Annotated in this window: 21 protein-coding genes, 1 tRNA gene and 1 pseudogene; 11 read left to right on the plus strand and 12 right to left on the minus strand. The window is 64.1% G+C overall.

Features of this window, described 5'->3' with window-relative positions; genetic code table 11:
* Nucleotides 1-670: 670 nt before the first annotated feature.
* The 3 genes from Q1L50_RS13780 to Q1L50_RS13790 all read right to left on the minus strand — a co-directional run bounded on the left by Q1L50_RS13780 (nt 671) and on the right by Q1L50_RS13790 (nt 3,601).
* Nucleotides 671-760 (minus strand) — tRNA-Ser (locus Q1L50_RS13780).
* Nucleotides 761-879: 119 nt separating this feature from the next.
* Nucleotides 880-2,163, minus strand: a complete 1,284-nt coding sequence (gene serS / locus Q1L50_RS13785; protein WP_300339685.1) for a serine--tRNA ligase — start codon at nt 2,161-2,163, stop codon at nt 880-882.
* A gap of 118 nt (nt 2,164-2,281) precedes the next feature.
* Nucleotides 2,282-3,601, minus strand: a complete 1,320-nt coding sequence (locus Q1L50_RS13790; protein WP_300339687.1) for a replication-associated recombination protein A — start codon at nt 3,599-3,601, stop codon at nt 2,282-2,284.
* Between the two features lie 282 nt (nt 3,602-3,883).
* Here Q1L50_RS13790 and Q1L50_RS13795 point away from each other — a divergent pair, with 282 nt between their 5' ends.
* The 3 genes from Q1L50_RS13795 to Q1L50_RS13805 all read left to right on the plus strand — a co-directional run bounded on the left by Q1L50_RS13795 (nt 3,884) and on the right by Q1L50_RS13805 (nt 5,323).
* Complete coding sequence (locus Q1L50_RS13795) at nt 3,884-4,084, plus strand: hypothetical protein (RefSeq protein WP_300339689.1); 201 nt, start codon at nt 3,884-3,886, stop codon at nt 4,082-4,084.
* A gap of 366 nt (nt 4,085-4,450) precedes the next feature.
* A complete protein-coding gene (locus Q1L50_RS13800) occupies nt 4,451-4,585 on the plus strand; it encodes a hypothetical protein (protein ID WP_300339691.1) in 135 nt (44 codons plus the stop codon).
* Nucleotides 4,586-4,777: 192 nt separating this feature from the next.
* Complete coding sequence (locus tag Q1L50_RS13805; protein ID WP_300339693.1) at nt 4,778-5,323, plus strand: hypothetical protein; 546 nt, start codon at nt 4,778-4,780, stop codon at nt 5,321-5,323.
* Between the two features lie 60 nt (nt 5,324-5,383).
* Here Q1L50_RS13805 and Q1L50_RS13810 read toward each other — a convergent pair whose 3' ends face one another.
* On the minus strand, nt 5,384-6,781 hold the full coding sequence (locus Q1L50_RS13810; RefSeq protein WP_300339695.1) for a wax ester/triacylglycerol synthase family O-acyltransferase: 1,398 nt from the start codon (nt 6,779-6,781) through the stop codon (nt 5,384-5,386).
* A 317-nt stretch (nt 6,782-7,098) separates the two neighbouring features.
* Between Q1L50_RS13810 and Q1L50_RS13815 the strand changes: the two genes are divergently transcribed.
* A complete protein-coding gene (locus Q1L50_RS13815; protein ID WP_300339697.1) occupies nt 7,099-7,557 on the plus strand; it encodes a phasin family protein in 459 nt (152 codons plus the stop codon).
* 100 nt (nt 7,558-7,657) lie between these two features.
* On the opposite strand, the gene gcvA is transcribed toward Q1L50_RS13815, so the two are convergent.
* Nucleotides 7,658-8,614 carry a transcriptional regulator GcvA gene (gene gcvA / locus Q1L50_RS13820; RefSeq protein ID WP_300339698.1) on the minus strand — a complete coding sequence of 319 codons (957 nt, stop codon included), beginning with the start codon at nt 8,612-8,614 and terminating at the stop codon, nt 7,658-7,660.
* A gap of 115 nt (nt 8,615-8,729) precedes the next feature.
* Between gcvA and Q1L50_RS13825 the strand changes: the two genes are divergently transcribed.
* From Q1L50_RS13825 to Q1L50_RS13840, 4 genes are all read left to right on the plus strand, one after another.
* Nucleotides 8,730-8,909 (plus strand): hypothetical protein, encoded by a 180-nt coding sequence (locus Q1L50_RS13825; RefSeq protein WP_300339700.1) that lies wholly within the window; start codon nt 8,730-8,732, stop codon nt 8,907-8,909.
* Between the two features lie 99 nt (nt 8,910-9,008).
* Entirely contained in the window at nt 9,009-9,194 is a 186-nt protein-coding gene (locus Q1L50_RS13830) for a hypothetical protein (protein ID WP_300339701.1), read from the plus strand.
* Between the two features lie 92 nt (nt 9,195-9,286).
* Nucleotides 9,287-9,448 (plus strand): hypothetical protein, encoded by a 162-nt coding sequence (locus tag Q1L50_RS13835; protein WP_300339703.1) that lies wholly within the window; start codon nt 9,287-9,289, stop codon nt 9,446-9,448.
* Nucleotides 9,449-9,578: 130 nt separating this feature from the next.
* Nucleotides 9,579-10,004, plus strand: coding sequence for a thioesterase family protein (locus Q1L50_RS13840; protein ID WP_300339705.1), 426 nt, complete (start codon nt 9,579-9,581; stop codon nt 10,002-10,004).
* An 82-nt stretch (nt 10,005-10,086) separates the two neighbouring features.
* On the opposite strand, the gene Q1L50_RS13845 is transcribed toward Q1L50_RS13840, so the two are convergent.
* Genes Q1L50_RS13845 through Q1L50_RS13865 form a run of 5 tightly spaced genes read right to left on the minus strand, consistent with a single transcriptional unit; the run spans nt 10,087 to nt 17,111 of the window.
* Nucleotides 10,087-11,550: a DUF294 nucleotidyltransferase-like domain-containing protein gene (locus Q1L50_RS13845; protein WP_300339707.1), complete on the minus strand. Its 1,464-nt coding sequence runs from the start codon at nt 11,548-11,550 to the stop codon at nt 10,087-10,089.
* Nucleotides 11,531-13,723: an exonuclease domain-containing protein gene (locus Q1L50_RS13850; RefSeq protein ID WP_300339709.1), complete on the minus strand. Its 2,193-nt coding sequence runs from the start codon at nt 13,721-13,723 to the stop codon at nt 11,531-11,533. The genes Q1L50_RS13845 and Q1L50_RS13850 overlap by 20 nt, the downstream gene beginning before the upstream one ends.
* On the minus strand, nt 13,724-14,092 hold the full coding sequence (locus Q1L50_RS13855; protein ID WP_300339711.1) for a response regulator: 369 nt from the start codon (nt 14,090-14,092) through the stop codon (nt 13,724-13,726). It abuts the gene before it with no gap.
* A 51-nt stretch (nt 14,093-14,143) separates the two neighbouring features.
* On the minus strand, nt 14,144-16,903 hold the full coding sequence (locus Q1L50_RS13860) for a sensor histidine kinase (RefSeq protein ID WP_300339713.1): 2,760 nt from the start codon (nt 16,901-16,903) through the stop codon (nt 14,144-14,146).
* 7 nt (nt 16,904-16,910) lie between these two features.
* Nucleotides 16,911-17,111 (minus strand): hypothetical protein, encoded by a 201-nt coding sequence (locus Q1L50_RS13865; RefSeq protein WP_300339715.1) that lies wholly within the window; start codon nt 17,109-17,111, stop codon nt 16,911-16,913.
* 145 nt (nt 17,112-17,256) lie between these two features.
* On the opposite strand from Q1L50_RS13865, the gene menB reads away from it, so the two are divergent.
* The 3 genes from menB (at nt 17,257) to Q1L50_RS13880 (ending at nt 21,519) form a co-directional block, all read left to right on the plus strand.
* Nucleotides 17,257-18,096, plus strand: coding sequence for a 1,4-dihydroxy-2-naphthoyl-CoA synthase (gene menB, locus Q1L50_RS13870; RefSeq protein WP_300339717.1), 840 nt, complete (start codon nt 17,257-17,259; stop codon nt 18,094-18,096).
* Between the two features lie 79 nt (nt 18,097-18,175).
* On the plus strand, nt 18,176-19,297 hold the full coding sequence (gene menC, locus Q1L50_RS13875; RefSeq protein WP_300339719.1) for an o-succinylbenzoate synthase: 1,122 nt from the start codon (nt 18,176-18,178) through the stop codon (nt 19,295-19,297).
* Between the two features lie 161 nt (nt 19,298-19,458).
* The gene (locus Q1L50_RS13880) at nt 19,459-21,519 is read left to right on the plus strand and encodes an ATP-dependent helicase (RefSeq protein ID WP_300339723.1); all 2,061 of its coding nucleotides are present in this window, start codon (nt 19,459-19,461) and stop codon (nt 21,517-21,519) included.
* A 49-nt stretch (nt 21,520-21,568) separates the two neighbouring features.
* Here the strand turns inward: Q1L50_RS13880 and Q1L50_RS13885 are convergent, their stop codons facing one another.
* Both Q1L50_RS13885 and Q1L50_RS13890 read right to left on the minus strand, forming a co-directional pair.
* A complete protein-coding gene (locus Q1L50_RS13885; protein ID WP_300339721.1) occupies nt 21,569-22,480 on the minus strand; it encodes a mechanosensitive ion channel domain-containing protein in 912 nt (303 codons plus the stop codon).
* Between the two features lie 22 nt (nt 22,481-22,502).
* A pseudogene (locus Q1L50_RS13890) lies at nt 22,503-22,607 on the minus strand (IS5/IS1182 family transposase); the annotation flags it as partial.

A 22,607-nucleotide genomic window follows, 5' to 3' on the forward strand; every position in this document is an offset into this window, starting at 1 on the left:
CATATAAAATTTTACATCCGTATCAAGGGGATACATACTTTGCCTTGTGCTCGCCTGACGCGCAACCGGTTTCTGGGTCCGCCGATCAATTTATGTCAATGGCGCGTTACGTTGAGAGCATTGGGGTGAAAACCTCTCCGTGGTCAGCGACGCGCTTTTGGGACTTGATTAGGCTCATGGGCAGAAAAGGTTCAGGCGGGTGCGATCGAAAGTGGTGGACGCCTCGGTTGGTCGTGATCCTCTGGAGCCCTGAACGGCCCTATTTGCGTCCCTTCGGGCTGCTAAAAACAGCGGTTTGGCTCCTCCGTCCACCACTTTGGATCGCACCCGGTTCAGGCGGTAACTCGTAAGTACCATTGCATTATGCCTGATACTTTCAAGATGCCCGCTGAGCGTCTGCTATCTGCTATCTGGTGCACTTCCGGAATGACGGCTGATGGCCGAATGCAACCCCCCACCAACCAGACATTTTGCGATGGCGTACCCCACGAAACCAAAGCATACGCCATCGCAAAATCCGCCCATCACCCCGTAATTCTCAAGCAAAAACAATAGCTTGAAAAAACCGTACTAAATTCCCGAAGTCAGGAGGTTTACACGAAAAACCCCGCAAAACAAGGCGTTGAGCGGGGTGTTCGTTTTTCGTTCAGACAGTTTGTAGCCGGTATCCTGGCGGAGAGGGAGGGATTCGAACCCTCGGTAGGCTCACACCTACGCCTGATTTCGAGTCAGGTACATTCGGCCACTCTGCCACCTCTCCGACGGGGCGCAATGTTAGCACAGGACGCTCGATGGTGCGCCAGGTGGTGGCGAGATTTTTGTGTCCAGCCCTGCGCGCCACCGCGCACGCCGACGCGTCCGGTTGGCGTGCGGTCGCTCCTACGGGGTGTCGATTCTCTCCAGACCGCCAAGATACGGGCGCAGGACGGCAGGAACGGTAATGCTGCCGTCGGCATTCTGGAAGTTTTCCATGATCGCCACCAGGGTGCGCCCGACCGCGAGACCGGAACCATTGAGGGTGTGCAGCAACGCGGTACGGCCGCACTCGTTGCGGTAGCGCGCCTGCATCCGGCGGGCCTGAAAATCCTCGAAGTTGGAACATGAGGAAATTTCGCGGTAGGCGTTCTGTGCCGGCAGCCAGACTTCGAGGTCGTAGGTCTTGGCCGATGAGAAACCCATGTCGCCGGAACAAAGAGCGACGCGCCGATAGGGGAGATCGAGCATTTCGAGGATCTGCTCGGCGTGGCCGGTAAGTTCCTCGTGCGCCGCCAGCGAGGCCTCGGCGGCGACAATCTGTACCAGCTCGACCTTGTCAAACTGGTGTTGGCGGATCATGCCGCGCGTGTCGCGACCGTAGGATCCGGCTTCAGAGCGGAAACACGGCGTGTGACAGACCAGCTTGAGCGGCAGTGCCTCGGCGGCGAGAATCTCGCCACGGACGATGTTGGTGACCGGCACTTCGGCGGTCGGGATCAGGTACAGCGGCTCGGCCTCAGCGCGCAGGATCTTGAACAGGTCGTCTTCGAATTTCGGTAGCTGGCCGGTGCCGAACAGGCTGGCGGCGTTGACCAGGTAAGGCGCGTAGACCTCGGTGTAGCCGTGCTGCCCGGTATGGGTGTCGAGCATGAACTGGGCGAGGACGCGATGCAGGCGCGCCAGCTGTCCCTTGATCAGCGAAAAGCGGGTGCCGGTGATTTTCGCCGCAGTGGCGAAGTCGAGCTGGCCGATGGTCTCGCCAAGGTCAACGTGATCCTTGACCACGAAGTCATGGATTCGCGGCACACCCCAGCGTTTGATCTCGACGTTGTCGGCCTCGGACCTGCCGATCGGGACGCTGGCGTGCGGTGGATTGGGCAGCAGCGCCAGATAGGCATCGAGTTCCTTGAGCAGGTCACCGAGGCGGACCTCGTTGGCCTCCAGTTCTTCCTTCAGAGTGGCTACCTGCGCCATCACCGGCGCCGCGTCTTCGCCGCGGCCTTTGAGCATCCCGACCTGTTTGGAGAGGCTGTTGCGACTGGCCTGCAGGTCCTGGGTTCGCGTCTGCAGCGTCTTGCGCTCGCTTTCAAGCCGCTGGAAGGTCGTCTTGTCGAGCGTGAAACCGCGCGTTGCCAGTCGTTCGGCAAGCGCATCGATGTTGGTACGCAGCAGTTGGATGTCGAGCATGCTCAGTCCTCAGTTTGGCGCCGGTGCGACGTTCCGTGCAGCCACCCGGCGCTGCGGCCACGCAGCGCACCAAAGAGCAGCGCCACCTGCCGGCGAAAAAAAAAACACCAGCCAGGTCCTATTCCTTCTCTTCGCCCCTTGCACGCCTATCGAGGGTCCGCAGATGCGCCAGCTTCTCGCCGATCCGGATCTCCAGACCGCGGTCGACCGGCCTGTACCATTCGACTGCCGGCATGCCTTCGGGGAAGTAGTTCTCGCCGGCCGCGTAGGCCTCAGCCTGGTCGTGCGCGTAGCGGTAGTCCTTGCCGTAGCCGAGATTCTTCATCAGCCGCGTCGGCGCATTGCGTAGATGGGCCGGCACCGGCCGCGACGCGTCACTGGCGATGAAACGCCGCGCCACATTATACGCGAGGTAGCCGGCGTTCGACTTGGCGGCCATCGCCAGATACAGCACCGCTTGCGCCAGCGCCAGTTCGCCTTCGGGAGCGCCGAGACGCTCGAAGGTCTCGCTGGCGTCGAGGGCGATGCGGACAGCCCGTGGGTCCGCTAGGCCGACGTCTTCCCAGGCCATGCGGACCAGGCGCCGCGCCAGATACCGCGCGTCGGCGCCGCCGTCTACCATCCGGCAGAACCAGTACAGCGCGGCGTCGGGAGACGATCCTCGCACCGCCTTGTGCAGCGCCGAGATCTGGTCGTAAAACGCATCACCGCCCTTGTCGAACCGACGCAGTGTCTGCGCCAGCGTCGTGTCGACGAAAGCGCCGTCGATAGCCGTTGCGCCAGCGCTGGCGGCGGCGGTACCGATCTGTTCGAGGAGGTTGAGCAGGCGGCGCGCGTCGCCGTCGGCGAGCCCGACGACCCGCGCCCGCGCCAGGTCGTCGAAGCTCAAGCCAGGCAGCGCCTGCCGGCAAGCGCGTTCGAAAAGAACGCCCAGGTCGTCGACCGAGAGCGGCTGCAGCACGTAGACCGAAGCCCGCGAGAGCAGCGCCGAATTGACCTCGAATGACGGGTTTTCGGTCGTGGCACCGACCAGCGTCAGTAAGCCTCCTTCGACGTAGGGCAGAAATGCGTCCTGCTGGGCCTTGTTGAAACGATGTACTTCGTCGACGAAGAGAATCGTGCGGCGGCCGCTGCGCGCGCGCGTCGCCTCGGCACCCGCCACCGCTTCGCGAATATCCCTGACCCCCGCGAAGACCGCCGAGAGAGCGATGAAATCGGCGTCGAAAGCGTCCGCCATCAAGCGCGCCAGGGTCGTCTTGCCAACACCGGGCGGACCCCAGAGGATCATGCTATGCAACTGCCCGGACTGGAAGGCCATCGCCAGCGGCTTGCCGGGACCGAGCAGATGCTGCTGCCCGATGACCTCGGCCAGCGCCTTTGGGCGCAATCGCTCGGCGAGCGGCGCGTCCTGATGACTCACGGCGAATAGATCGCTCATCGGTCCTTCCCGTATATTCAGCGCCGGCGACGGCAGGCGTCGCGGCGCCCTGCCGTTCCGCATTGTGCGCAGCAGGCCCGAATGCTAGCAGCTTTTCCGGAGCGTGCCTGCTGCCCACCGCGGCCTGTTCGTCCAGCCCCGGACGCAGCGCGAGATTGCGTACCCGTCGACGATTGCCGTCGCGAATTGAGGCGCAGTGTGACATTACGCACGAAAGGACGTGCCAACCCGTACTATCGTTCGCTCATCGCTTCCCGGGTACTCACGACAAGGCAGCTTGGCATGAATAAACACAAGATTCGCAGCGGTATCGACCGGCGCCAGCACGACATCGGTCCGCCGAGCAAGGTCGCCGAACGCCGCCGCCAACCCGATCGCCGACTCCCGGAGCTTGCCGACATGCCCTTCGAGGAATTCGAGGCGGAGCTGACGGCGATGGGCAAACAGCTTTCTGGATATGTAACGTCTTCCTCTGGTGGGTGAAAAACGGCACCACGTCGCGGATGCCGTTCTCGGAATCGCGCTGTCAATTGGCGCTAGCGATGTAGCGAGAGTCTGACGGGGGCGAATCTGGCCCTGCAGCGAACTGAAAACCGAGTATTCGACCGGGTGCAATACCCGGTCTTTTTTTGCCCGGGTTTCCTGCCGCGAATGGTGCCCCGAAGCACCCCGGCGCCGCCGCCGAACCGCTGGCGAGTCGCCAAGGCCGCTGCGCGCAGCGCCTCGCTCGGCTGGAACCGCCGCGGCAACCGTCCCGCTGGCCGGCACGGTCCGGCGCGAACGATGCGGTGCTGCCTGCGGTCGGATGGCGGTCCAGTGTTTGCATCGGCATCTGCCAAGGAGTCCGCCATGCCACAACTGCGCTTGCTGCACTGCCTGCTCGGCAGCCTCTGCTGGGCGACGATCCCGGTGTGGGCCGGCGGTTCGAACTATGGCATCGCCGCGGGAGCGCTGCCGCAGATTGCCGGCAAGGTCAGCGAATAGCCGCTACTAGCGAACGCCAACCCGCACGGTCTGCTGGTCGATCGGCAAGGCATCGTCTGGTACACCGGCAGCGGCAACGGCACCATCGGCCGCCTGGACCCGCGATCAGGGAAGGTCACCGACTACCGCACCCCGTCCGGCGGCGATCCGCACACCATTGTCATCGACGCGAATGGCGCTCTGTGGTTCACTGTGCAACGCGGCCAGCGCGTCGTCACGCTCGAGCGCGCCAGCGGCCGGTTCACCGAGTACCCGACCAGCGGCAACCCGTACGGGCTGGCCATCGACACCCAGGGGGTGGTGTGGTTCTGCCGCTTGCAGGGCGACAAGCTCGGCTGGATCGATCCGAAGAGCGGCCAGAGCGGTGAAGTCGACACCGGTCGCGGCTCGGCGCCAAGGCGTATCGCGGTGGCGCCGAACGGCGACCTGTGGGTCGCCTACTCCGGTAACGGCAAGCTGGCCAGACTGGACCCGCGTGCCAAGCGCATCGCCGGGACCTGGGAGCTACCGGGCGAAGGTGGGCGAGATGCCTACGCGGTAACCGTCGATGCGGCCGGACGGGTGTGGGTCAACGGCATCGATACCGACACCGTTTCGATCTTCGACCCCGCGACCACGATCTTCCGGGTGATCAGCCTGCCATCGGAGAAAGTCGGCATCCGCAAGGCAATCATCGACGCTCAGGGACGCTACTGGTACATGGGCAGTCACAATGGCCGCCTCGGAGTGATCGAGTAAGAGCGGTTGGGATCACCGTCCGGCTGTCGCGCCGCCCTCCGCCGGTGACTGATCGCCCGCTCAGTGGGCAGGCTGGTGCGCGTCGAGAACCGACCGCTCGAGCTCCGTAAAGGCCTCGGCCACGTAAGCGCTCAAGCGCTCGAGGTTTGGCACCTCATCGGTGGCGACCAGTCCGAAGAATAGTTGCCCGGCATAACTGAACAGGGTGATGTTCAACAGGTTGCCGGCCGGCAACGTGCTGATCGGATGCAACTCCTCCATTCTGGCGCCCTTGATGTACAGGAACTCGCGCGGCCCGGGAATGTTGGACACCAGTGTATTGCCGGTCGGTGGCAGACGGTTGCTGAGGCCCAGCATCTCTGCGAGCTGCCCCACCACGCCGGTGATCAGCGTATAGGACTCGATCGCGTCGGGCGCGACGCTGTCGATCATCGAGCGCACGTTGCGCAGCGAAAAGCCGATGTTGCGCAGGCGCACATAGGGGTCGTCGGTTGGCGGCGAGAGTTCGACCTGGATGATGCCGATCTTGTTGCCGGTACCGCGCTCACCTTCCTTGCGCAGGTTGACCGGCATCTGGATGGTGATCGGCCTTTTCAGGTCCACACCCTCGTCGGCCAGGTAGCGATGCAGGGCGCCATCGAGGCAGGTCAGTGCAACGTGGTTGAGCGTCGACCGCGTCCGGGCGCAGATCTCCTTGACCCGCGCCATCGCCACGTTGGCGGTAGCAAACTGGCGACCTGCCGTGACCTGTCCGGTCAGCGGCGTGTTGCCATCGGCGACAAAGGGCAGCGCGATGGCGTTCTTGGTAAGCTTGACGCTTTCCAGAAGCAGCATCGCCGCCAGACGCCCGATCCCCAGAAGACGCTTGCCGACACCCGTCAGGTCGCCGAGCAGGGACCGCGTCATCTTGTCCTTGAGCCGCTTCCCCTGGCGGTCGGCGGTACCGTGCCTGACCGACCACAGCGGCCGCAGTTCCAGATCGGTCGCCGTCGACGCCAGCGACTCGGCGGCCCAACGCACCATCGTCACGCCGTCGGCGCTGGCGTGATGCATCTTGACGTACAAGGCAAAGCGCCCCTCGCTCAAACCACCGATGACGTGCACTTCCCACAACGGGCGGGAACGGTCGAGCATCGGTTGATGCAGATCCGACACCGCGGCGTAAAGCTCCTGCCGCCCATTCTTCCCTCTGGGCAGCTGGTGATAGAAGACGTGCTGCCCGAGGTCCACCGAATCGATTTCCTGCCAGGTCGGCATCCCGGTCAAGGAGAAGTGAATGACCCGGTTGAATGGTGACTGGACATCGGTGAAGGTTAACAGATCCCGATACAGATCCGCGGCAAACGTGCTCCGGGAGCGCGCAGGCCGCTTGCAGATCATCAGTCCACCCACGTGCTTCGGGCTGGCTTCCGACTCGGCGACGAAAAAGGCCACATCCAGCAATGACAGTTTGTTCATCCACGCTCCCTTCGCCCGTCTTGTTCGGTACCGCAAGGTGCGCCTCGCAGCGGCCAACGCATCGACAGCGGCACGCCACTCATGGCCTAACGACGTGGCCGGACTTGCCGAGGCGCAAAGCATCCGCAGAAATTCCAGGACGGCTGAACGCAGCCCCTTGGTCCGCCAAGGATACAGCATCACCGCAGCTCCGTTTTAGAGGAAAACACCCAGCCAATTAGTGTGTGCCCTCTAGCGATGGTCGCTAGACTTCTTCTCGGTAGCTGCCTTGGCAACTGCGAAAACTTTCATGTCCAACCGGATAAAGGAGAAACACAATGAGCACGAAACTGACGACCTTGGTTGACCGGGTCAGCAATGAGCAACTCCTGCTGAAAGGCCGGGAGTCGGCACGCAAGCTGTGGCTGTTTGGCCTCGGCGCCTACTCGCTGGCGACCAGAAGTGGCGTGCAGACGTTTGAAATGCTGGTTCGTGAAGGCAAGGCTTTCAGCCCGAGGGCGCGCCGCCAGATCGAGCAAAAGTCCGCTGAACTGATCAGTGGCGCTAGCGACACCATCGATCGCGGCGAGCGGCTGTTCGTGAAACGGCTTGTCCGCCCACTCGATTTTCTGGTACTGGCCAGCAAGCGCGATATCGAGCAGATGGCCAAGCGCTTGATGCAACTGACTGCCGAAGTGCAGAAACTAGGCGGCGCGGCGGACAAGCCCGCGAAGCCGCAGCCCGAGCCGACGACGGCGAACAGCGATAGCTCGCCAATGGCCGCCAGCGCATCCTGAGCCTTGCCGGTCGGCATCCGCCGAGCGCTGGATGCGCGAATGGGCATCTGGATCGAGGTCGGCGCACCGCGCCGGCCTGCTCCCGGGCCAAATCCCGGCCTCATTCCTCCTGCACCTTGGCCGCCTCGCCAAGCAACCACTCCCGGAAGACACTCACCACCGGGCGATCGGCTACGGCTTCGGCGACCACCAGGTAATAGGCTTGCGGCCCACGGATGACAATATCGAAGGGCACCACCAGGCGGCCGGCGGCCACCTCGGCCTCGATCAGCGGCTTGGACGCCAGAGTGACGCCGACGCCATCGACCGCCGCCGAGAGCAACAGCCCGGGGTCGCTGATCCGGGTTCCCGAGTCCGCGTCGATGCCGGTGACCCCGGCGACCTGCAGCCACTGCCCCCAACTTGGGCGGTCGTAGAGGTCAATGGGCGATTCGTTATGGAGCAGATTGTGACGCCGCAGATCGGCCGGCACGTTCAATGGTCGCATCCCCAACAGCAGACGCGGGCTGCAAACCGCCGTGTAGACCGGTACGAACAAGCGGTCGACCCGGCACCCATCATACTGACCACGCCCGTAGCGAATGAAGGTTTCGGTCTCGTCGTCGCGCAGATCGACGGTGGCCAGGCCGGAGACATGCGAAGTATCGCTGGCGTCGATGGTATCCAGCGAGGTCGCCATGTGCAGCCGGATCTCGGGATGCGCGGCCGTGAAGTCGGGCAGGTGACGCATCAACCAGCGGGCGGCGAAAGCGGGCGGCGAGGTCACCACCAGGCGTCCGCCGGCGACCTGCGTTCGCGTGCTCTCGATCGCCCAGGCAAAACACTCCAGGCCCTCGCGCACCTTCGGCAGCATCGCCCGACCTTCGCTGGTCAGTTCCAGGGCCCGCGTCAACCGGCGAAAAAGCGGCAAGTGCAGGTACTCCTCTAGGCCCCGAATCTGGTGGCTGATCGCCGTCGGGGTCACCGAAAGCTCCGCCGCGGCGTCCTTGAAACTGAGGTGACGAGCCGCCGCTTCAAAGGCGCGCAGCGAGCCAAGGGGTGGCAAGCGGTAGGTCATATGGATGAGATTTTCTCACGCATTGGCTGACATTTGATCGTTTGCCGGCCCCCCGGCAAAGAAATACAGTTACATCGACCTCTCGGAAGCCGAGAACAACACAAGGAAGACCGCAATGAAAACCGACCTCAACCGTGACCAGATCATGATGATCGTTGAACGCGCACGTCATCAGCACAGCATCGAAGCCGGCGGAGTCATCGCTACCTCCACCCGCAAGGCGATCGCCTGGCTGGCCAGCCGGGGCGACAAGTTCCTGCACGCCCTGTTGATGTCGCCGACCGCACACCAGTGAGACGGCACGAACACCCGACCAGCCAGCAACTACCGTTACCCCGAACTACCACTACATCGAATCCTCGAAAACCGAGAAAACGAGTCAAGGAAGAAGAAAATGAAAGCCGACCTCAACCGCGACCAGATCATGATGATCGTTGAACGCGCACGTCGTCAGCACGGCATCGAAGCCGGCGAAGTCATCGCCACCGGCACCCGCAGCGCGATCGCCTGGTTGAGCAGCCGGGGCGACAAGTTGTTGCACTCACTTCAGTTCATGCTGCCGACCGCCCGCTACTACTAGAAAGCGGACTTGCCGGAACGACCGCGCAAGTCAGCGAAGGACGGAAGATGACCAGCACAATGAAAGCGCCCCTCAAGCAGGAGTAGTTGATTATGATCAGCGAACGTGCCACCGACGAACGCCGTATCGCCATTGGCAAGATGATCACGACGAGCGTCCGCAGGACGCTTGACCATCTGTCAACCGTCGCCGGGACCCTCGTCCGGGTGCGGCCGATGGCGCTGCTGACGAAGGTCGGTACGCCCGCAAGCTAGCCGTCCCGTCCGTGTCGCGGCCGAGCCCCCCGGCCGCTGCCTCGGCATGGCGTCTGCCGGCCGTGACAGCAGGCCGGTCGACAGGTACCATGACGCTCCCCTTACTGCTGCCCGACCCACACCGAAACCCATGGCCAGAGTTCAGATCACGCTGCCGGAGCACTTCGCATTCTCTACCGAGGTAACGCTCTATCTAAGCCACATGAACTACGCCGGGCACCTTGACAACGCCCTCCTGCTGTCGGTGGTATCCGAGGCCAGGGCGCGTTTTTTCAAGTCGTTGGGATATACCGAGCTGAATGTCGAGGGGGTCGGAATCGTCGTCGCCGACGCGGCGGTAAAATACAAGTCCGAGGCGTTTCACGGCGAGGTAATGGTCGTTCGCATGCGCGCTGGCGAGTTCGCCAGCAAGGGCTGTGACCTGCTGTGGGGGATCAACGAAAAGTCGAGCCAACGCGAAATCGCTCGCGGCAAGACCGGAATCGTGTTCTTCGATTACGCGACGCGCGAGGTTACCGAAGTACCCGAGAACTTCCGCGCCCGAGCCGCAGGCTGAGCGACTGCCGACGGTGTGCCCGAACCGAACAGGCTGCTAAGCATGCAGCGCTGGCGCACTGCTGCCGCGGCGCAGGCGCCGGCTAGCTCGGCGCAAAATCGCGAACCAGGCGCTTCTGCAAATTGCCGACCTGTTTGAGTGACTCCTTAAGGATCAGGCGGTCAAGTTCGTGCAGTTCATCGGGGTCGACGCGGTTGGAGATGGCGTCGGCCCGGTCGTTAACCTGCTGCTCCAGCCGCAGACGCTGGATGTGCTGGAAGGCATCGATCAGCGCCGCCATATCGTAAGCGGCGATGCCGACCTGCTCGCCGGCGACGCGCAGCCGCTCGATGGTATTGGTATCGGGTATCTGGCGAGCCAGAGCGTACACCCGCGCGGCATCGACGAAGGGCCGCGAGCCGTGTTTCTTGAGATCAATGGTGTGCGGGAACTCCTTGTCGAGATCGTAGCGGAATCCCTTCCACCAGTTCAGCGGCGACTCCCAGTTCATCGTGTTCTCGACCATCGCCCGCAGGAAGATGGGGTAACAGTGCGCGCGGCCCAGCAGCCAGGCGCGCAGCTCGTTGGCCAGCGACTCCTGTCCGTAGAGCCCGCGCAGATCGAAGAAGATGCTCGAATTCAGAATCGCCTCCGGCTGCGGGCTTTCCAGCCAACCTGAAAACGCCGCCCGCCATTCGTCGACGGACAGGCACCACTGTGGATTGCTGGCCATGATGTGGCCCTTGCACAAAGGAAAACCACAGCCGTCTAGGGCACTATTGACCGCCCCGGCAAAAGGCAGAAAAGCTTCGCGCAAGGCCGCTGCCTGCTGGTCGGTTTCGGCGGCGAAGATCAGCCCGTTGTCCTGGTCGGTGGCCAGCGTCTGCTCGAGCCGACCCTCCGAGCCAAACACCAGCCAACACCATTGCACGTACGGCAGATCGAACTGGCCGGCGACCAGTTCGATCACCTGCAGGGTCAGCAGATCGTTGAGCGACGAGAGTCGGTTGCAGAGCGCGTCGGCGCTCACCCGATCGGCCACCAGGCGACCAACCAGCGCGCGGATTTCGCCGGCCAAGGTGACCAGCGTCGACAGGTCGCGCGCGGCGAGAATGGCGGTCACCAGGTCGCTCCCTTGCGCGCCCGGCAGCGTGTAGAGATCGGACTGTGAAACGACATTGAAATAGCTGCCGTCGGCCTCGATCAGTACCAGATGGTGCACCCCGCGACGGACCATCACCACGCTCGCCTGATGCGCGGTACTGTCCGCGGGAACGGTGATCAGGCCACCAGTCATCACGGCGGCAATCGGCGCTTGCAGATCGCCAGCCTCGATCGCCACCCGCCGCAGGACGTCGTGCAGGGTGATGATTCCCAGCGGCACCCGGCTCTGCTCATCAACCACCACGACCGCATCGCCATGAGTCCTGTCGAGCAGCAGCAAGGTGTCGCGCACACTGGTCGACGGACCGACCGTCAGGGGCACACTGCGTACCAGATGGCGAAGCGCGACATACGGCGAGAACGGCGTCGCGCGTGCGAGCTGCTCAGTACTTGAGTCGGGCATGGTAGGTCCTCTCGCTGGCTTCGCGCGCTTGTCTCAGGGTGGTGATCCCCATTTCAGCCAGCAGCGGCAGCATCTTCAGGAAGACCTCCCCGGTCACCATCGCGTCGCCAAGCGCCGTATGGCGTCCGAATACCGAGACCCCGAGGCGCTCGGCGATCGCTTCCAGCCGGTGCGTACTCTGGTTGGGGTGCAATACCGCCGACAGCAGCAGGGTGTCGAGCACCGGGTGGTCGAAACGCACGCCGCTCTGCCGCTCCTTGAGTTGCAGGAAACGCATGTCGAAAGCGGCGTTGTGGCCGACCATCACCGTGTCGGCGCAGAAGGCGTGGAAGGTGGGCAGAACGACCGTAATCACCGGCTGCCCGGCGAGCAGATCGCGGGTGATGCCGTGCACCTTCACGGATTGCTGCGACAGCGGCCGACGCGGGTCGATCAGCTGGTCGAAGCATTCGTGGCGTAGCAGACGACGGTTGACGATTCGCGTCGCACCGATCTGGATAATCTCGTCGCCTGCGGAAGGCTGCAGGCCGGTGGTCTCGGTATCGAAGACGGTGTACGACAACTCGGCGAGCGGTCGATCATCCAGCTCATGACTGCCCGCCGACCAGCGAAAGATATCGAAGTCATAGAATTCGGGGCGCTCGCCGTCAGCCGCGGGGATGATCGCCCGCGGCAGATCCTTGGGCGCCTCGCCGGCCGGCAGCATGGTCCGAAAGAAAGCACGGTGGGAAACGCGTTCGCGCTGGAACCAGATCTCGCCGTTGCAGCGCTCGATTACGTCAACCACGCTGAGCGGCGACGATTCGCCGTCGATACTCATCGGATCCTGCAGCCAGCTCATCGCCGCTTCGTTGTTCATGAAGGTGCCGACCCAGTACAGGTCGAGCTGCGCCAGATGGCCGTGGCGCTGCAGTGACAGACGCACGTCGCGCACCTCGTACTCGTCCTGCAAGCGCAAGGCCAGATAGCGCAAGGCTTGCAGCAGTCCAAAGCTGTCCACGCGCAACCACAGGCTGTCATCGACGCTCTCGGTTTTCACCGCCAGCGGTCGATGCTCGCCGCGGCGCTGCTCGCCAATCCGTCGTGCCGCGACGGCGAGGAGTTCTACGCCGAGAATTTCCTCGAGCAGCCAACGCTCGCGCAAGTCGTTGGAAAACGCCGCCGCCGCTTTCTCGAACTGCGTCGACAGCGCGCCTGCCTCGTCGCGAATGACCCCCAGGAAGCGATCCCGCTGACGGGGCGCCATGTCCGAGAAATCGGAGAGCATTTCGGCTGCCGCGCGCAGGCTGCCCAGCGGACCCCGTCCCCCTTCGATCAGCGACTGGATCAACTCGTCGCGGCGCGCGTGCCGTTCGTTGGTCTGCGTCACGTCTTCGAGAACCAGCACGAAACCGGTCACCGAGAGGTCGCCAACCAGCGCTCCGGGCTGACCATCGCCGCCCAGCACCGGCGACATGTGGGCGCGCAGCAGGCGTCCGGCGCGGGTGGCGGTGACGAACTGCGCCGAGCCGATGCCTTGCCTGCCGTCTCTCGCCTCGTCGCCGGCGACCGGCTGCAGGCGCTCCAGGGCATGCTCGATGAGCGCCCTGTCGAAGACCCTGTAGATCGAACGTCCGAGTCCGAGCAATTCGGCATTGCTGCCATCGCTCCCGGGCGACAGCGCCTGCTTGGCCCGCTGGTTATAGAGCAGCACTCGGCCATCGAGATTGCAGACCACCACACTCTGGCTCAGGTCGGCCATCAGCGCGGCCAACCGGCTCCGTTCCTGTTCGAGCGACGCGCGCGCTTCGCGCACGCGCTCGGCGACATCACTCTCCAAGGCATCGCGGGCGGCCAGCAGGTGATTCGCCGCCTGTGCCAGCGCGCGCAGCTCTTCGGTCGCCGGATCCGGCAGGCGCAGACCACTGTGGGCGGTCATTGCCGCCAGGTCTTCGGCCATCCGCAGGGGCGCATTGACATGGCGCGCATAGGCCCTAGCGACTATCCAGCAAGCCACCACGGAAAACGTCAGCGTCAACACCAGCAGGACGGCGACCCGCTCCCCAGACCAGTGCCCGCCAGCGCCTTCGCCCGCCGCGGTGGCGACCATCAGGGCGGCCGTCGACAGCACCACCAGCAACACAAACAGGCAGGCGAACGTCGCCGCCCGGACCAGCTTGCGCGGCCACTGCATCTACGTCTCCAGGAGCTTTCGCACCTCGGCGAGCAGCTCCTTGGTGGAAAACGGCTTGGTCATGTAGCCGTCGGCACCGAGGCCAAGGCCCTTGCTGACTTCGGTGTCACGTCCCTTGGCGGTCAGCATCAAGATGCGCGTGGCGCTCAGCTCGGGGTCGGCACGCAAGGCCTGGCAAACATCGAAACCATTCATCTTGGGCATCATCACGTCGAGCAGGACGAGATCCGGTCGCTCGGCGCGAACAATCGCCAGCGCCTCTTCTCCATTGCCGGCAACCAACACTTCGAAACCCTCCCGGCGCAGCAGAAACTCGATCGAAATGACGATGTTTTGCTCGTCGTCGGCAATCAGAATTTTCTTGCTCATCAACACTCCGCTCATGAATAACCTTCACCAAACGAACCATGCGTCCCCGGACTACGCCACCGCTTGTTGCTGTGCGTGCGCAAATGGCAAGCTGAAACTAAACGTGGCGCCCTCGCCCTCCACGCTTTCCACCCATAGTCTGCCGCCGAAGTGCTCGACGATCCGGCGGCTGATTGGCAGCCCCAGACCGGTACCCGACGGCTTGGCGGTCATCGTGTCGCCGACCTGGCGAAACTTCTCGAAGATCAGCTGCTGGTCTGCCGGACGAATGCCGGGCCCGTTGTCCACCACGCTGACTTGCAGTCCGTCCGCGTGCAGACTCAGCGTGACGCGAATCCGGCCGCTGCCGGGCTTCAGGAACTTTACGGCGTTCGACAGCAGATTCAGCATGACCTGGATCAGCCGATCCCGGTCGGCGAGAATCAGTGGCAGATTATCGGGCAGATCGACCTCGACGTGCGCCTCTTTCTCGCGAACCAACTGGCTGATTGCGGCGATCGACTGTTCGATGACCTCCTTCAGGTCGAGCTCGCAACCATTCCAGTCGGCCCTGCCGGACTCAATTTTCGCCAGGTCGAGGGTCTGGTTGATCAGCCGCGTCAAACGCTCGGTCTCGCTGACGATCAGCCCGAGAAAGCGCTCGCGATCGGCGAGATGCATCTTCGGATCGTCGCGCAGCAACTCCGAGAAGGCGCGGATCGAGGTCAACGGTGTGCGCAACTCGTGCGTCACCGACGACATGATGTCGTCCTTGACCCGGTCGAGCTCCTGGAGGCGCTCGTTGGCGGCCTGCAGTTCCAGGGTTGCCGCGGTAAGCTCGCGTGACTTGCGCTCGAGCTCGCGGCTGTAGGTGCGCAATTGCGAAGCTTCGTCGAGGATATGCATCACCTCTTCGATGCTCAACGGTTCCTCCTTGGCCACCGAGGCGACCATCACCCTTGCCGAAGCGCTGCCGATGGCGCCAGCGAGCAGCGATTCGGCGAACTGCACCAGCTTGGCGTCGGCCTCGGGCGTTACCTCGTCGCCGCCGCCCTGGCTTCCCCGTCGGCGGGCGAAGGCAGCGAAGGCCGATTGCGCGCGCGCCGGCCCGAGAAAGCGTCCGACCAGTTCCTGCAGGTCGCTGACTTGCGCGCGCCCCCGCCACAATACCGCGCCACCCTGTCCGGTTTCGCTCAGCGCGTCCACAAACAAGGTTGCCTGGGTCGCCTCGGCGACCATCGGCGGCCGCAGCAGCGATACCCCGACGTAAGCGCCGATATTGGCAAGAAAACTCCAGAACAGGCAATGCGATATCTCGTCCATGCCAGTGAGGCCGAAGAGCTGCTGCGGCCGCAGCAGCTCGATCCCGAAGAATCCCTGTGCCAGGAAATCACCGGGAAGCCAGCCGGACTTGGCGAATGACGGCAACAGCAAGGTGTAACCCCAGACCACAAAGCCGGCGGACAGCCCGGCCAGCGCGCCGCCGCGGGTACCGCCTCGCCAGTACATGCCGCCGATCAGCGCCGGCGCGAACTGGGCGACGGCCGAGAAACTGATCAGCCCGATCGCGACCAGCGCATAGGCCTCACCCGCCAATCGGAAATACAGGTAGCCGAGCAGCAGGATGACGACGATGGCGCCGCGGCGAATGCCGAGCAGCAGACCCGAGAGGTCCTTCGCGTCTTCGATCGCCGAGCGGTTGTGGCGCAGCAGCAGAGGCATCACCAGGTCGTTGCAGACCATCGTGGACAGCGCGATGGTTTCGACGATGACCATGCCGGTTGCCGCCGACAGGCCGCCGATGAAGACCAGCAACACCAGACCCTCCTGCCGTTGCGACATCGGCAAGGTCAGGACGAAGGTATCGGCATCGACGCCCTGCCCCGAGAAATGCAGCAGGCCACCGAGAGCGATCGGCAGCACGAAGATATTGATCAGCAAGAGGTACAGCGGAAACAGCCACGCCGCCCGCTTCAGGTGCGCCTCGTTGACGTTCTCGACGACGGCGACCTGAAACTGCCGTGGCAGGAAGAGGACGGCCAGGCCCGACAGGACGACCAGCGAAAACCAGCTGGTATAGCCCTTGCCGGACGGAATCGCGGTCATCAGGCGTTGCAGCTTCTGATTGGCCTCAGCGTGGTCGAAAATGTCGCCGAAGCCATCGTAGATACCGTAGGTGACAAAGATGCCGACGGCCAGAAAGGCGACCAGCTTGACGCCGGACTCGAGGGCAATCGCCGCGACCATCCCTTCGTGGCGTTCGGTGGCATCGAGATGGCGGGTACCAAAGACGATGGTGAACGCCGCCAGGATCAGCGCAATGTAGAAACTGATGTCGGCCCCCACCGACATCGTCGCGCTGCGATGCGGCATGACGATTTCCGGATAACTCAGCAACAGGCTGACGGTACTCGACACTGCCTTGAGTTGCAGCGCGATGTAGGGAATGATCCCGATCACGGCAATGATCGTCACCAGGCCACCGAGGCCATGGCTCTTGCCATAACGCGAGGAGATGAAGTCGGCGATCGACGTGATGCGGTTGGCCTTGACGATGCGAATCATCTTCAACAGCACGATCCAGCCCAGCGCCATCACCAGCGTTGGACCCAGGTACACCGGCAGGAAGCCGATTCCCGATACCGCGGCACGCCCGACGCTGCCATAGAAGGTCCAGGTGGTGCAGTAGACCGCCATCGACAGGGCATAGATGGTCGGGTTGGCGATGATCGAGCGCCCCTGATCGGCGCGCTTGTCGCCCCACCAGGCGACCGCAAACAGCGTCCCGAGGTAGAGCAGCGAGGTGGCGATGATTACCGGGGCTTCAAGCATGGCCCGACTACTTGAAACGCCGTTCGACAGCCCAGGCCATCAAGCCAATGACCAGCGCCCAGGCAGCAAAGATGTAGGCGTAGACCAGTGGAATGCCGAAGACCTCGTCAGGCCGGTCGAACAGCGACAGCAGTGGATAATTGAACAGCGCGCAACCGGCGAGGAAGGCTGCGATCAGTCGATCACCAGCAAGAATCCTGCGATGCATCTCACCCTCCCGCCTCAAAAGCGATTAGCGCCCGAGGCCATCGCCTCCCGGTCCCAGGTCGTGGTCAGCAGTCTGCGGGCGATCGTCAGTTGGTCATCGGCAACGGCTATACTGCCCGCCGTCACCTCTCATTGAGACCCCTCAGATGATTCGCTCCGCTCTCGACTGGCAGCCGCGCGCGGCCGGCAAGGCCTACTCCGACATTCTTTACGACTTCGCCGCAGGCATCGCCCGCATTGTCATCAATAGACCCGAACGACGCAATGCCTTTCGACCGGAAACCATCGAGCAGCTGATCGACGCCACCCACCAGGCGCAATTCGACCCCGAGGTCGGCGTCATCATCCTCGGCGGCGCCGGACACCAGGCTTTCTGCTCGGGTGGTGACCAAACCGTTCGCGGCGACGACGGCGGCTACCACGACGAATCCGGTATGCCGCACCTCAACGTCCTCGACCTGCAGATGCAGATTCGCCGCTGCCCGAAACCAGTGGTGGCAATGGTCGCCGGATACGCCATCGGTGGCGGACACGTCCTGCATCTGGTCTGCGACCTGACGATCGCCGCCGACAACGCCCGTTTCGGCCAGACCGGTCCACGCGTCGGCAGCTTCGACGCCGGCCTCGGCGCCGGCCTGATGGCACGCACCATCGGCCTCAAACGAGCCAAGGAGATCTGGCTGCTTTGCCGTCAGTACGACGCGCGGGCGGCGCTGGCGATGGGGCTGGTAAATACCGTCGTACCGCTGGCCGAACTGGAGGAGGAAACCGTTCGCTGGTGCCGCGAGATGCTGCAGTTGTCGCCGATGGCGCTGCGCATGATCAAGGCCGGTTTCAACGCCGATACAGACGGCCTGGCCGGAATCCAGGAACTCGCCGGCAACGCCACCGGGCTGTTCTACATGACCGCAGAAGGCCAGGAGGGCCGCAATGCCTGGCTCGAAAAGCGGGCCCCGGATTTCGCGAAATACCGGCGACGGCCCTGAGCAGCAAGCGCTGCGCACCATGGCCGTGCGCTGCTGAACGCTGCGCAAGCCAGAACAGTACGACGCGCTCAACACCGCGATGAAGATCCGCTCGGCCAGCGTCCATCATTACTGCCTGCCCCTACGCGCAAGCTGGCTCACCGCCGCCGGTGGTTTCAGGCAACGCGAAGGCTGGCTGCTGCGCCTCGATACGGCGGACGGCGCCACTGGTTACGGTGACTGCGCGCCGCTTCCGGGGAATGCCGCGGAATGCCCGGCGGACACCGCGCTGCGTTTGCGGAGGCAGACCCACAGCCTGATCGGCCGACAGCCCGGAGATGCCCTCCAGGCCATCGATCATGGCTCCCGTGGCAGCACGCCGGCAGTGCGGCTGGCCGTAGAAACAGCGCTGCTGGACCTGATCGCGCAGGCGGCCGGTCTCCCGCTGGCGGCGTACCTGCTCGCCTGTGAGCGCCGGACGGTCGGCGCCAGCGAGGTGTCGCCGACGGTCAGGGTCAACGCCGCGCTCGGCAGCGTCGCCGCCGTTCACGATCAGGACCTTCGGGCCGCCTGTGCGGCGCGCTTTCAAGTGCTCAAGCTGAAGGTCGGCATGACCGCCATCGATCAGGAGATCGGCCGCCTGCAGCAGTTGGCGCGACTGCTGCCGCCGGGGGTCGAACTGCGGCTGGACGCCAACTGCGCCTGGGGCCTGCGCGATGCCGCGCGCTTCCTGCACGCCTGCGCCGACTTGCCGGTCGAAATGGTCGAAGAACCCCTGGCCCGACCAGCGCTCAAGCAGCTGCAGGCCTTGCAGGACAGCACCGGCATCGCCATCGCGTTGGATGAATCTCTGGCGACGCTGGACCTCGAAGAGGTCCTCCGCAGGCGCCCGGTGCGTCGACTGGTGATCAAACCGACGCGCACCGCCGGCCTGCTGCCCGCCTTGGCGCTGGCGCGGCGAGCGACGGGGGCCGGCGTCGAATGCATCGTCACCAGCAGCGTCGAAAGCGCCTGTGGCGTCACCGCTGCCGCGCATCTGGCGGCGGCGCTGCACAACCCGCTGGCGCACGGGCTGGCGACCTGCGAGTGCCTCGCTGCCGACACCGGCACGCCGCCGGCGATCGCCAATGGCCGGCTAACCCTGCCCTGCACGCCGGGCCTGAGCTTCGCTCCGCACGCGCAAGTCGTCTTCTCGGACTTCGCCGGACCCGATCGCAGCTGAGCTTGCCCCGCCCGGCGAAGCAAGCAGGCTGCGTTATACTGGCGATAATTACAGTGACCGGAGGGTGCGTGGTGACAGTCAAGCGGGCGCTTCGAGAACGTAAGGACGACAGCCGCCAACCAGCGGCGGCGACGCCGCCGCCGCGAGCGACCGGCGATCCGCTGGCGCAACTGAATGCGGCGCAGCGCGCGGCGGTCACCTTCGGGATCGGTGGTCGCGACGATGGCGCCGGCGATGATCGGCATCGCCCGCTGCTGATCATCGCCGGCGCGGGCTCCGGCAAGACCGCGACGCTGGCGCAGCGGGTGGCGCAACTGCTGGCCCACGGGGCCGACCCGGGACGGATCCTGCTGCTGACCTTCTCGCGCCGCGCTGCCAGCGAGATGGCCCGCCGCGTCGAGCGGCTGCTGGCCCAGCGCGCCGGGACTTGTTCGCTGGCCGGCGCGCCCTCGCTGACCTGGTCGGGCACCTTCCACGGCATTGGCGCGCGGCTGTTGCGCGAGTACGCCGGCCGGATAGGTCTCGATCCGATGTTCACCATCCATGACCGGCAGGACTCGGGTGACCTGATCAATATGGTGCGTCATGGACTGGGTTTTTCGGCGAAAAGCAAACGCTTTCCTCTAAAAGGGACCTGTCTGGCGATCTACTCGGCGGCGATCAACACCCAGGCGCCACTGCGCGAAGTTCTGCAATCGGCTTTTCCCTGGTGTACCGAATGGGAGTCCGACCTGAAGCGGCTGTTTCTCGAATACGTGCAAACGAAGCAGGCGCAGCAGGTGCTCGACTACGACGATCTGCTTCTCTACTGGGCGCAGATGGTCGGCGAGCCGGCGCTGGCCGGTGAAATCGGCGAGCGCTTCAGGCACGTGCTGGTCGACGAGTACCAGGACACCAACCGCCTGCAGGCGGCGATCCTGCTGGCGATCAAGCCGGATGGACGTGGTCTCACCGTGGTCGGCGACGACGCCCAGTCGATCTACGCTTTTCGCGGCGCGACGGTACGCAACATCCTCGATTTCCCGGCCCACTTCGATCCGCCGGCGCAACTGCTCACTCTGGACCGCAACTACCGCTCGACACAGCCGATCCTCAACGCTGCCAACAGCGTTATCGCGCTCGCCAGCGAGCGCTACAGCAAGGACCTGTGGAGCGAACGAGCGTCATCGCAAAAGCCACTGCTGGTGGCCGTGCGCGACGACGCCGATCAGGCCGCCTATGTCGTCGAGCGGGTGCTCGCCAGGCGCGAGGCCGGCACCCGGCTGAAAGCGCAGGCCGTGCTGTTCCGGACAGCACAACACAGCGCCCGGCTGGAGATCGAGTTGACCCGGCGCAACATCCCCTTCGTCAAATTCGGCGGGCTCAAGTTCCTCGAAGCGGCGCACGTGAAGGATGTGCTGGCGATCCTGCGCTGGACACAGAATCCGCGCGACCGGCTGGCTGGTTTCCGGGCCATGCAGCTGGTGGCAGGCATCGGACCGAAGACCGCTGGCGCGGTGCTGAATGGCGTCGCCGCGGCCGGCCGGGCGCTGCTCGCCGAGCAGCGCGTGCCGGAAGGCGGCAAGGCCGCCTGGCTTGAGTTTTCAGCGCTGATCAGCAGCAGCGATCCGGCCGTCTCGCCGTGGCCAGCGCCCTTCGAACAGATCTGCAGCTGGTACCAGGCGCAAATGGCGCGACTGCATGAAGACGCGCTGATCCGGCAGGCCGACATCGAGCAACTGGCGCTGATGGCGACTACCTACGCCAGCGCCGAACGCTTCCTCACCGAGCTGACACTCGATCCGCCGAACGCCACCAGCGACCAGGCGGGGCCGCCGCTGCTCGACGAGGACTACCTGATCCTGTCGACGATCCACTCGGCGAAGGGGCAGGAATGGACCGCGGTGACCGTGCTCAATGCAGTCGACGGCTGCATGCCGTCGGACATGGCCACCGGCTCGGCCGGCGAAATCGAGGAGGAACGGCGCCTGCTCTACGTCGCCATGACCCGCGCCAAGGAGGAACTGGAGATCATCGTGCCGCAGCGCTTCTACATCACCCACCAGCCGGGCTTCGGCGACCGCCACCTCTATGCCAGCCGCACGCGCTTCATCAGCAACGCGCTACTGCCTCACTTCGAGCAGCTGACGTGGCCACCCGCGCCAGAAGCGGCGCCGGCGAATCACGACGCGAAGCAGCAGGCCTTCGATCTGGCCGCGCGGATGCGCGCGATGTGGCAATGACGCCGAAGAATGCAAGGCAGCCAGCCTAGGCTCGCGAACGGTTCGCAACTCACCGCGCCGCTGATTCCTGGCCTGGCGAAGACGGCTGCGACGCACCCGCCAGATCCACCGTCAGCCGTCCTGAGCGTACGTGCAGGTCGCGCTGCGGGAAGGGAATCTCGATCCCGGCGATGCCGAGCGCGGTTTCGATCTCCCACAGGTAGCGGGCGTGCGTTCGCCCTGGCGACAGGGCCAGTTCCTGACCGACCCAGACCACCAGTTCGAAGTCGAGACTGCTCTCTCCGAAGTTGACCAGCCACACTTCCAGAACCCGACCCGGCTGGTCGATGGTCCCGCTGACCCGGCGCGCCGCGGCGGCCACGGCGTCGCGGACGGCGTCCTTGCTGGACCCGTAGGCGACGCCGAAGGGAACGTGGATGCGGCGCAGGTTGTCGTCCAGCGTCCAGTTGGTGACCCGCCCGTTGATGAACTCCGAGTTGGGAACGATCACGTCGACGTTGTCGTTGGTCGTCACCCGCGTGTAGCGCAGGCCAATCTCGGTCACCTTGCCCACCACCCCGGACTGCAGGTCGACGAAATCACCAACCTTGAGCGTCTTCTCGATCAGGATCAGAATTCCCGACACCAGGTTGCTGAAAATGTTCTGCAAGCCGAAGCCGATCCCGACGCTCATCGCGTCACCAACGATCGCCAGACTGGCGAGGTCAAAGCCCAGATACGCCAGTCCGACGATGCTGCCGAGGATCCACACCAGATAGCGGACGATGCGGGTGAGCGCAAAAATGGCTGGTTCGGAGAGCTTGACCATCTTGCCGGCGCGGACCATCTGCCGCAAGCTGCGCTCGAGCAACGAGGCAAACCACCAGAAGAAACAGAGGATAACGATCAGCCCGACGACCCGCAGCAAAGTGATGTCGGTATTGCCCAGACGGAACCACGGACGAGCGCTCCAATCGAGCAATTGGCCTAGAGTGTGTTGACATTCAAGCGAGCCAAATGACGGATGCGGCGAGGGCGATGAAGGAAGCGAAACGCTCGGCGAGTTTGTCGTAGCGTGTGGCGATACGTCGAAATTGCTTGATGCGGCA

It is taken from the genome of Accumulibacter sp., assembly GCF_029255145.1.
In the GTDB taxonomy this organism is placed as follows: Bacteria; Pseudomonadota; Gammaproteobacteria; order Burkholderiales; family Rhodocyclaceae; genus Accumulibacter.

Excerpts from the sequence above, each read along its gene's own strand:
- menC (WP_300339719.1), top strand. The coding sequence starts at position 18,176 with ATGAAGATCCGCTCGGCCAGCGTCCATCATTACTGCCTGCCCCTACGC.
- menB (WP_300339717.1), top strand. The coding sequence starts at position 17,257 with ATGATTCGCTCCGCTCTCGACTGGCAGCCGCGCGCGGCCGGCAAGGCC.
- Q1L50_RS13795 (WP_300339689.1), top strand. The coding sequence starts at position 3,884 with ATGAATAAACACAAGATTCGCAGCGGTATCGACCGGCGCCAGCACGAC.
- Q1L50_RS13855 (WP_300339711.1), bottom strand. The coding sequence starts at position 14,092 with ATGAGCAAGAAAATTCTGATTGCCGACGACGAGCAAAACATCGTCATT.
- Q1L50_RS13835 (WP_300339703.1), top strand. The coding sequence starts at position 9,287 with ATGATCAGCGAACGTGCCACCGACGAACGCCGTATCGCCATTGGCAAG.
- Q1L50_RS13800 (WP_300339691.1), top strand. The coding sequence starts at position 4,451 with ATGCCACAACTGCGCTTGCTGCACTGCCTGCTCGGCAGCCTCTGCTGG.
- Q1L50_RS13825 (WP_300339700.1), top strand. The coding sequence starts at position 8,730 with ATGAAAACCGACCTCAACCGTGACCAGATCATGATGATCGTTGAACGC.
- Q1L50_RS13815 (WP_300339697.1), top strand. The coding sequence starts at position 7,099 with ATGAGCACGAAACTGACGACCTTGGTTGACCGGGTCAGCAATGAGCAA.
- gcvA (WP_300339698.1), bottom strand. The coding sequence starts at position 8,614 with ATGACCTACCGCTTGCCACCCCTTGGCTCGCTGCGCGCCTTTGAAGCG.
- Q1L50_RS13860 (WP_300339713.1), bottom strand. The coding sequence starts at position 16,903 with ATGCTTGAAGCCCCGGTAATCATCGCCACCTCGCTGCTCTACCTCGGG.
- Q1L50_RS13850 (WP_300339709.1), bottom strand. The coding sequence starts at position 13,723 with ATGCAGTGGCCGCGCAAGCTGGTCCGGGCGGCGACGTTCGCCTGCCTG.
- Q1L50_RS13790 (WP_300339687.1), bottom strand. The coding sequence starts at position 3,601 with ATGAGCGATCTATTCGCCGTGAGTCATCAGGACGCGCCGCTCGCCGAG.
- Q1L50_RS13845 (WP_300339707.1), bottom strand. The coding sequence starts at position 11,550 with ATGCCCGACTCAAGTACTGAGCAGCTCGCACGCGCGACGCCGTTCTCG.
- Q1L50_RS13810 (WP_300339695.1), bottom strand. The coding sequence starts at position 6,781 with ATGAACAAACTGTCATTGCTGGATGTGGCCTTTTTCGTCGCCGAGTCG.
- Q1L50_RS13865 (WP_300339715.1), bottom strand. The coding sequence starts at position 17,111 with ATGCATCGCAGGATTCTTGCTGGTGATCGACTGATCGCAGCCTTCCTC.
- Q1L50_RS13830 (WP_300339701.1), top strand. The coding sequence starts at position 9,009 with ATGAAAGCCGACCTCAACCGCGACCAGATCATGATGATCGTTGAACGC.
- Q1L50_RS13840 (WP_300339705.1), top strand. The coding sequence starts at position 9,579 with ATGGCCAGAGTTCAGATCACGCTGCCGGAGCACTTCGCATTCTCTACC.
- serS (WP_300339685.1), bottom strand. The coding sequence starts at position 2,163 with ATGCTCGACATCCAACTGCTGCGTACCAACATCGATGCGCTTGCCGAA.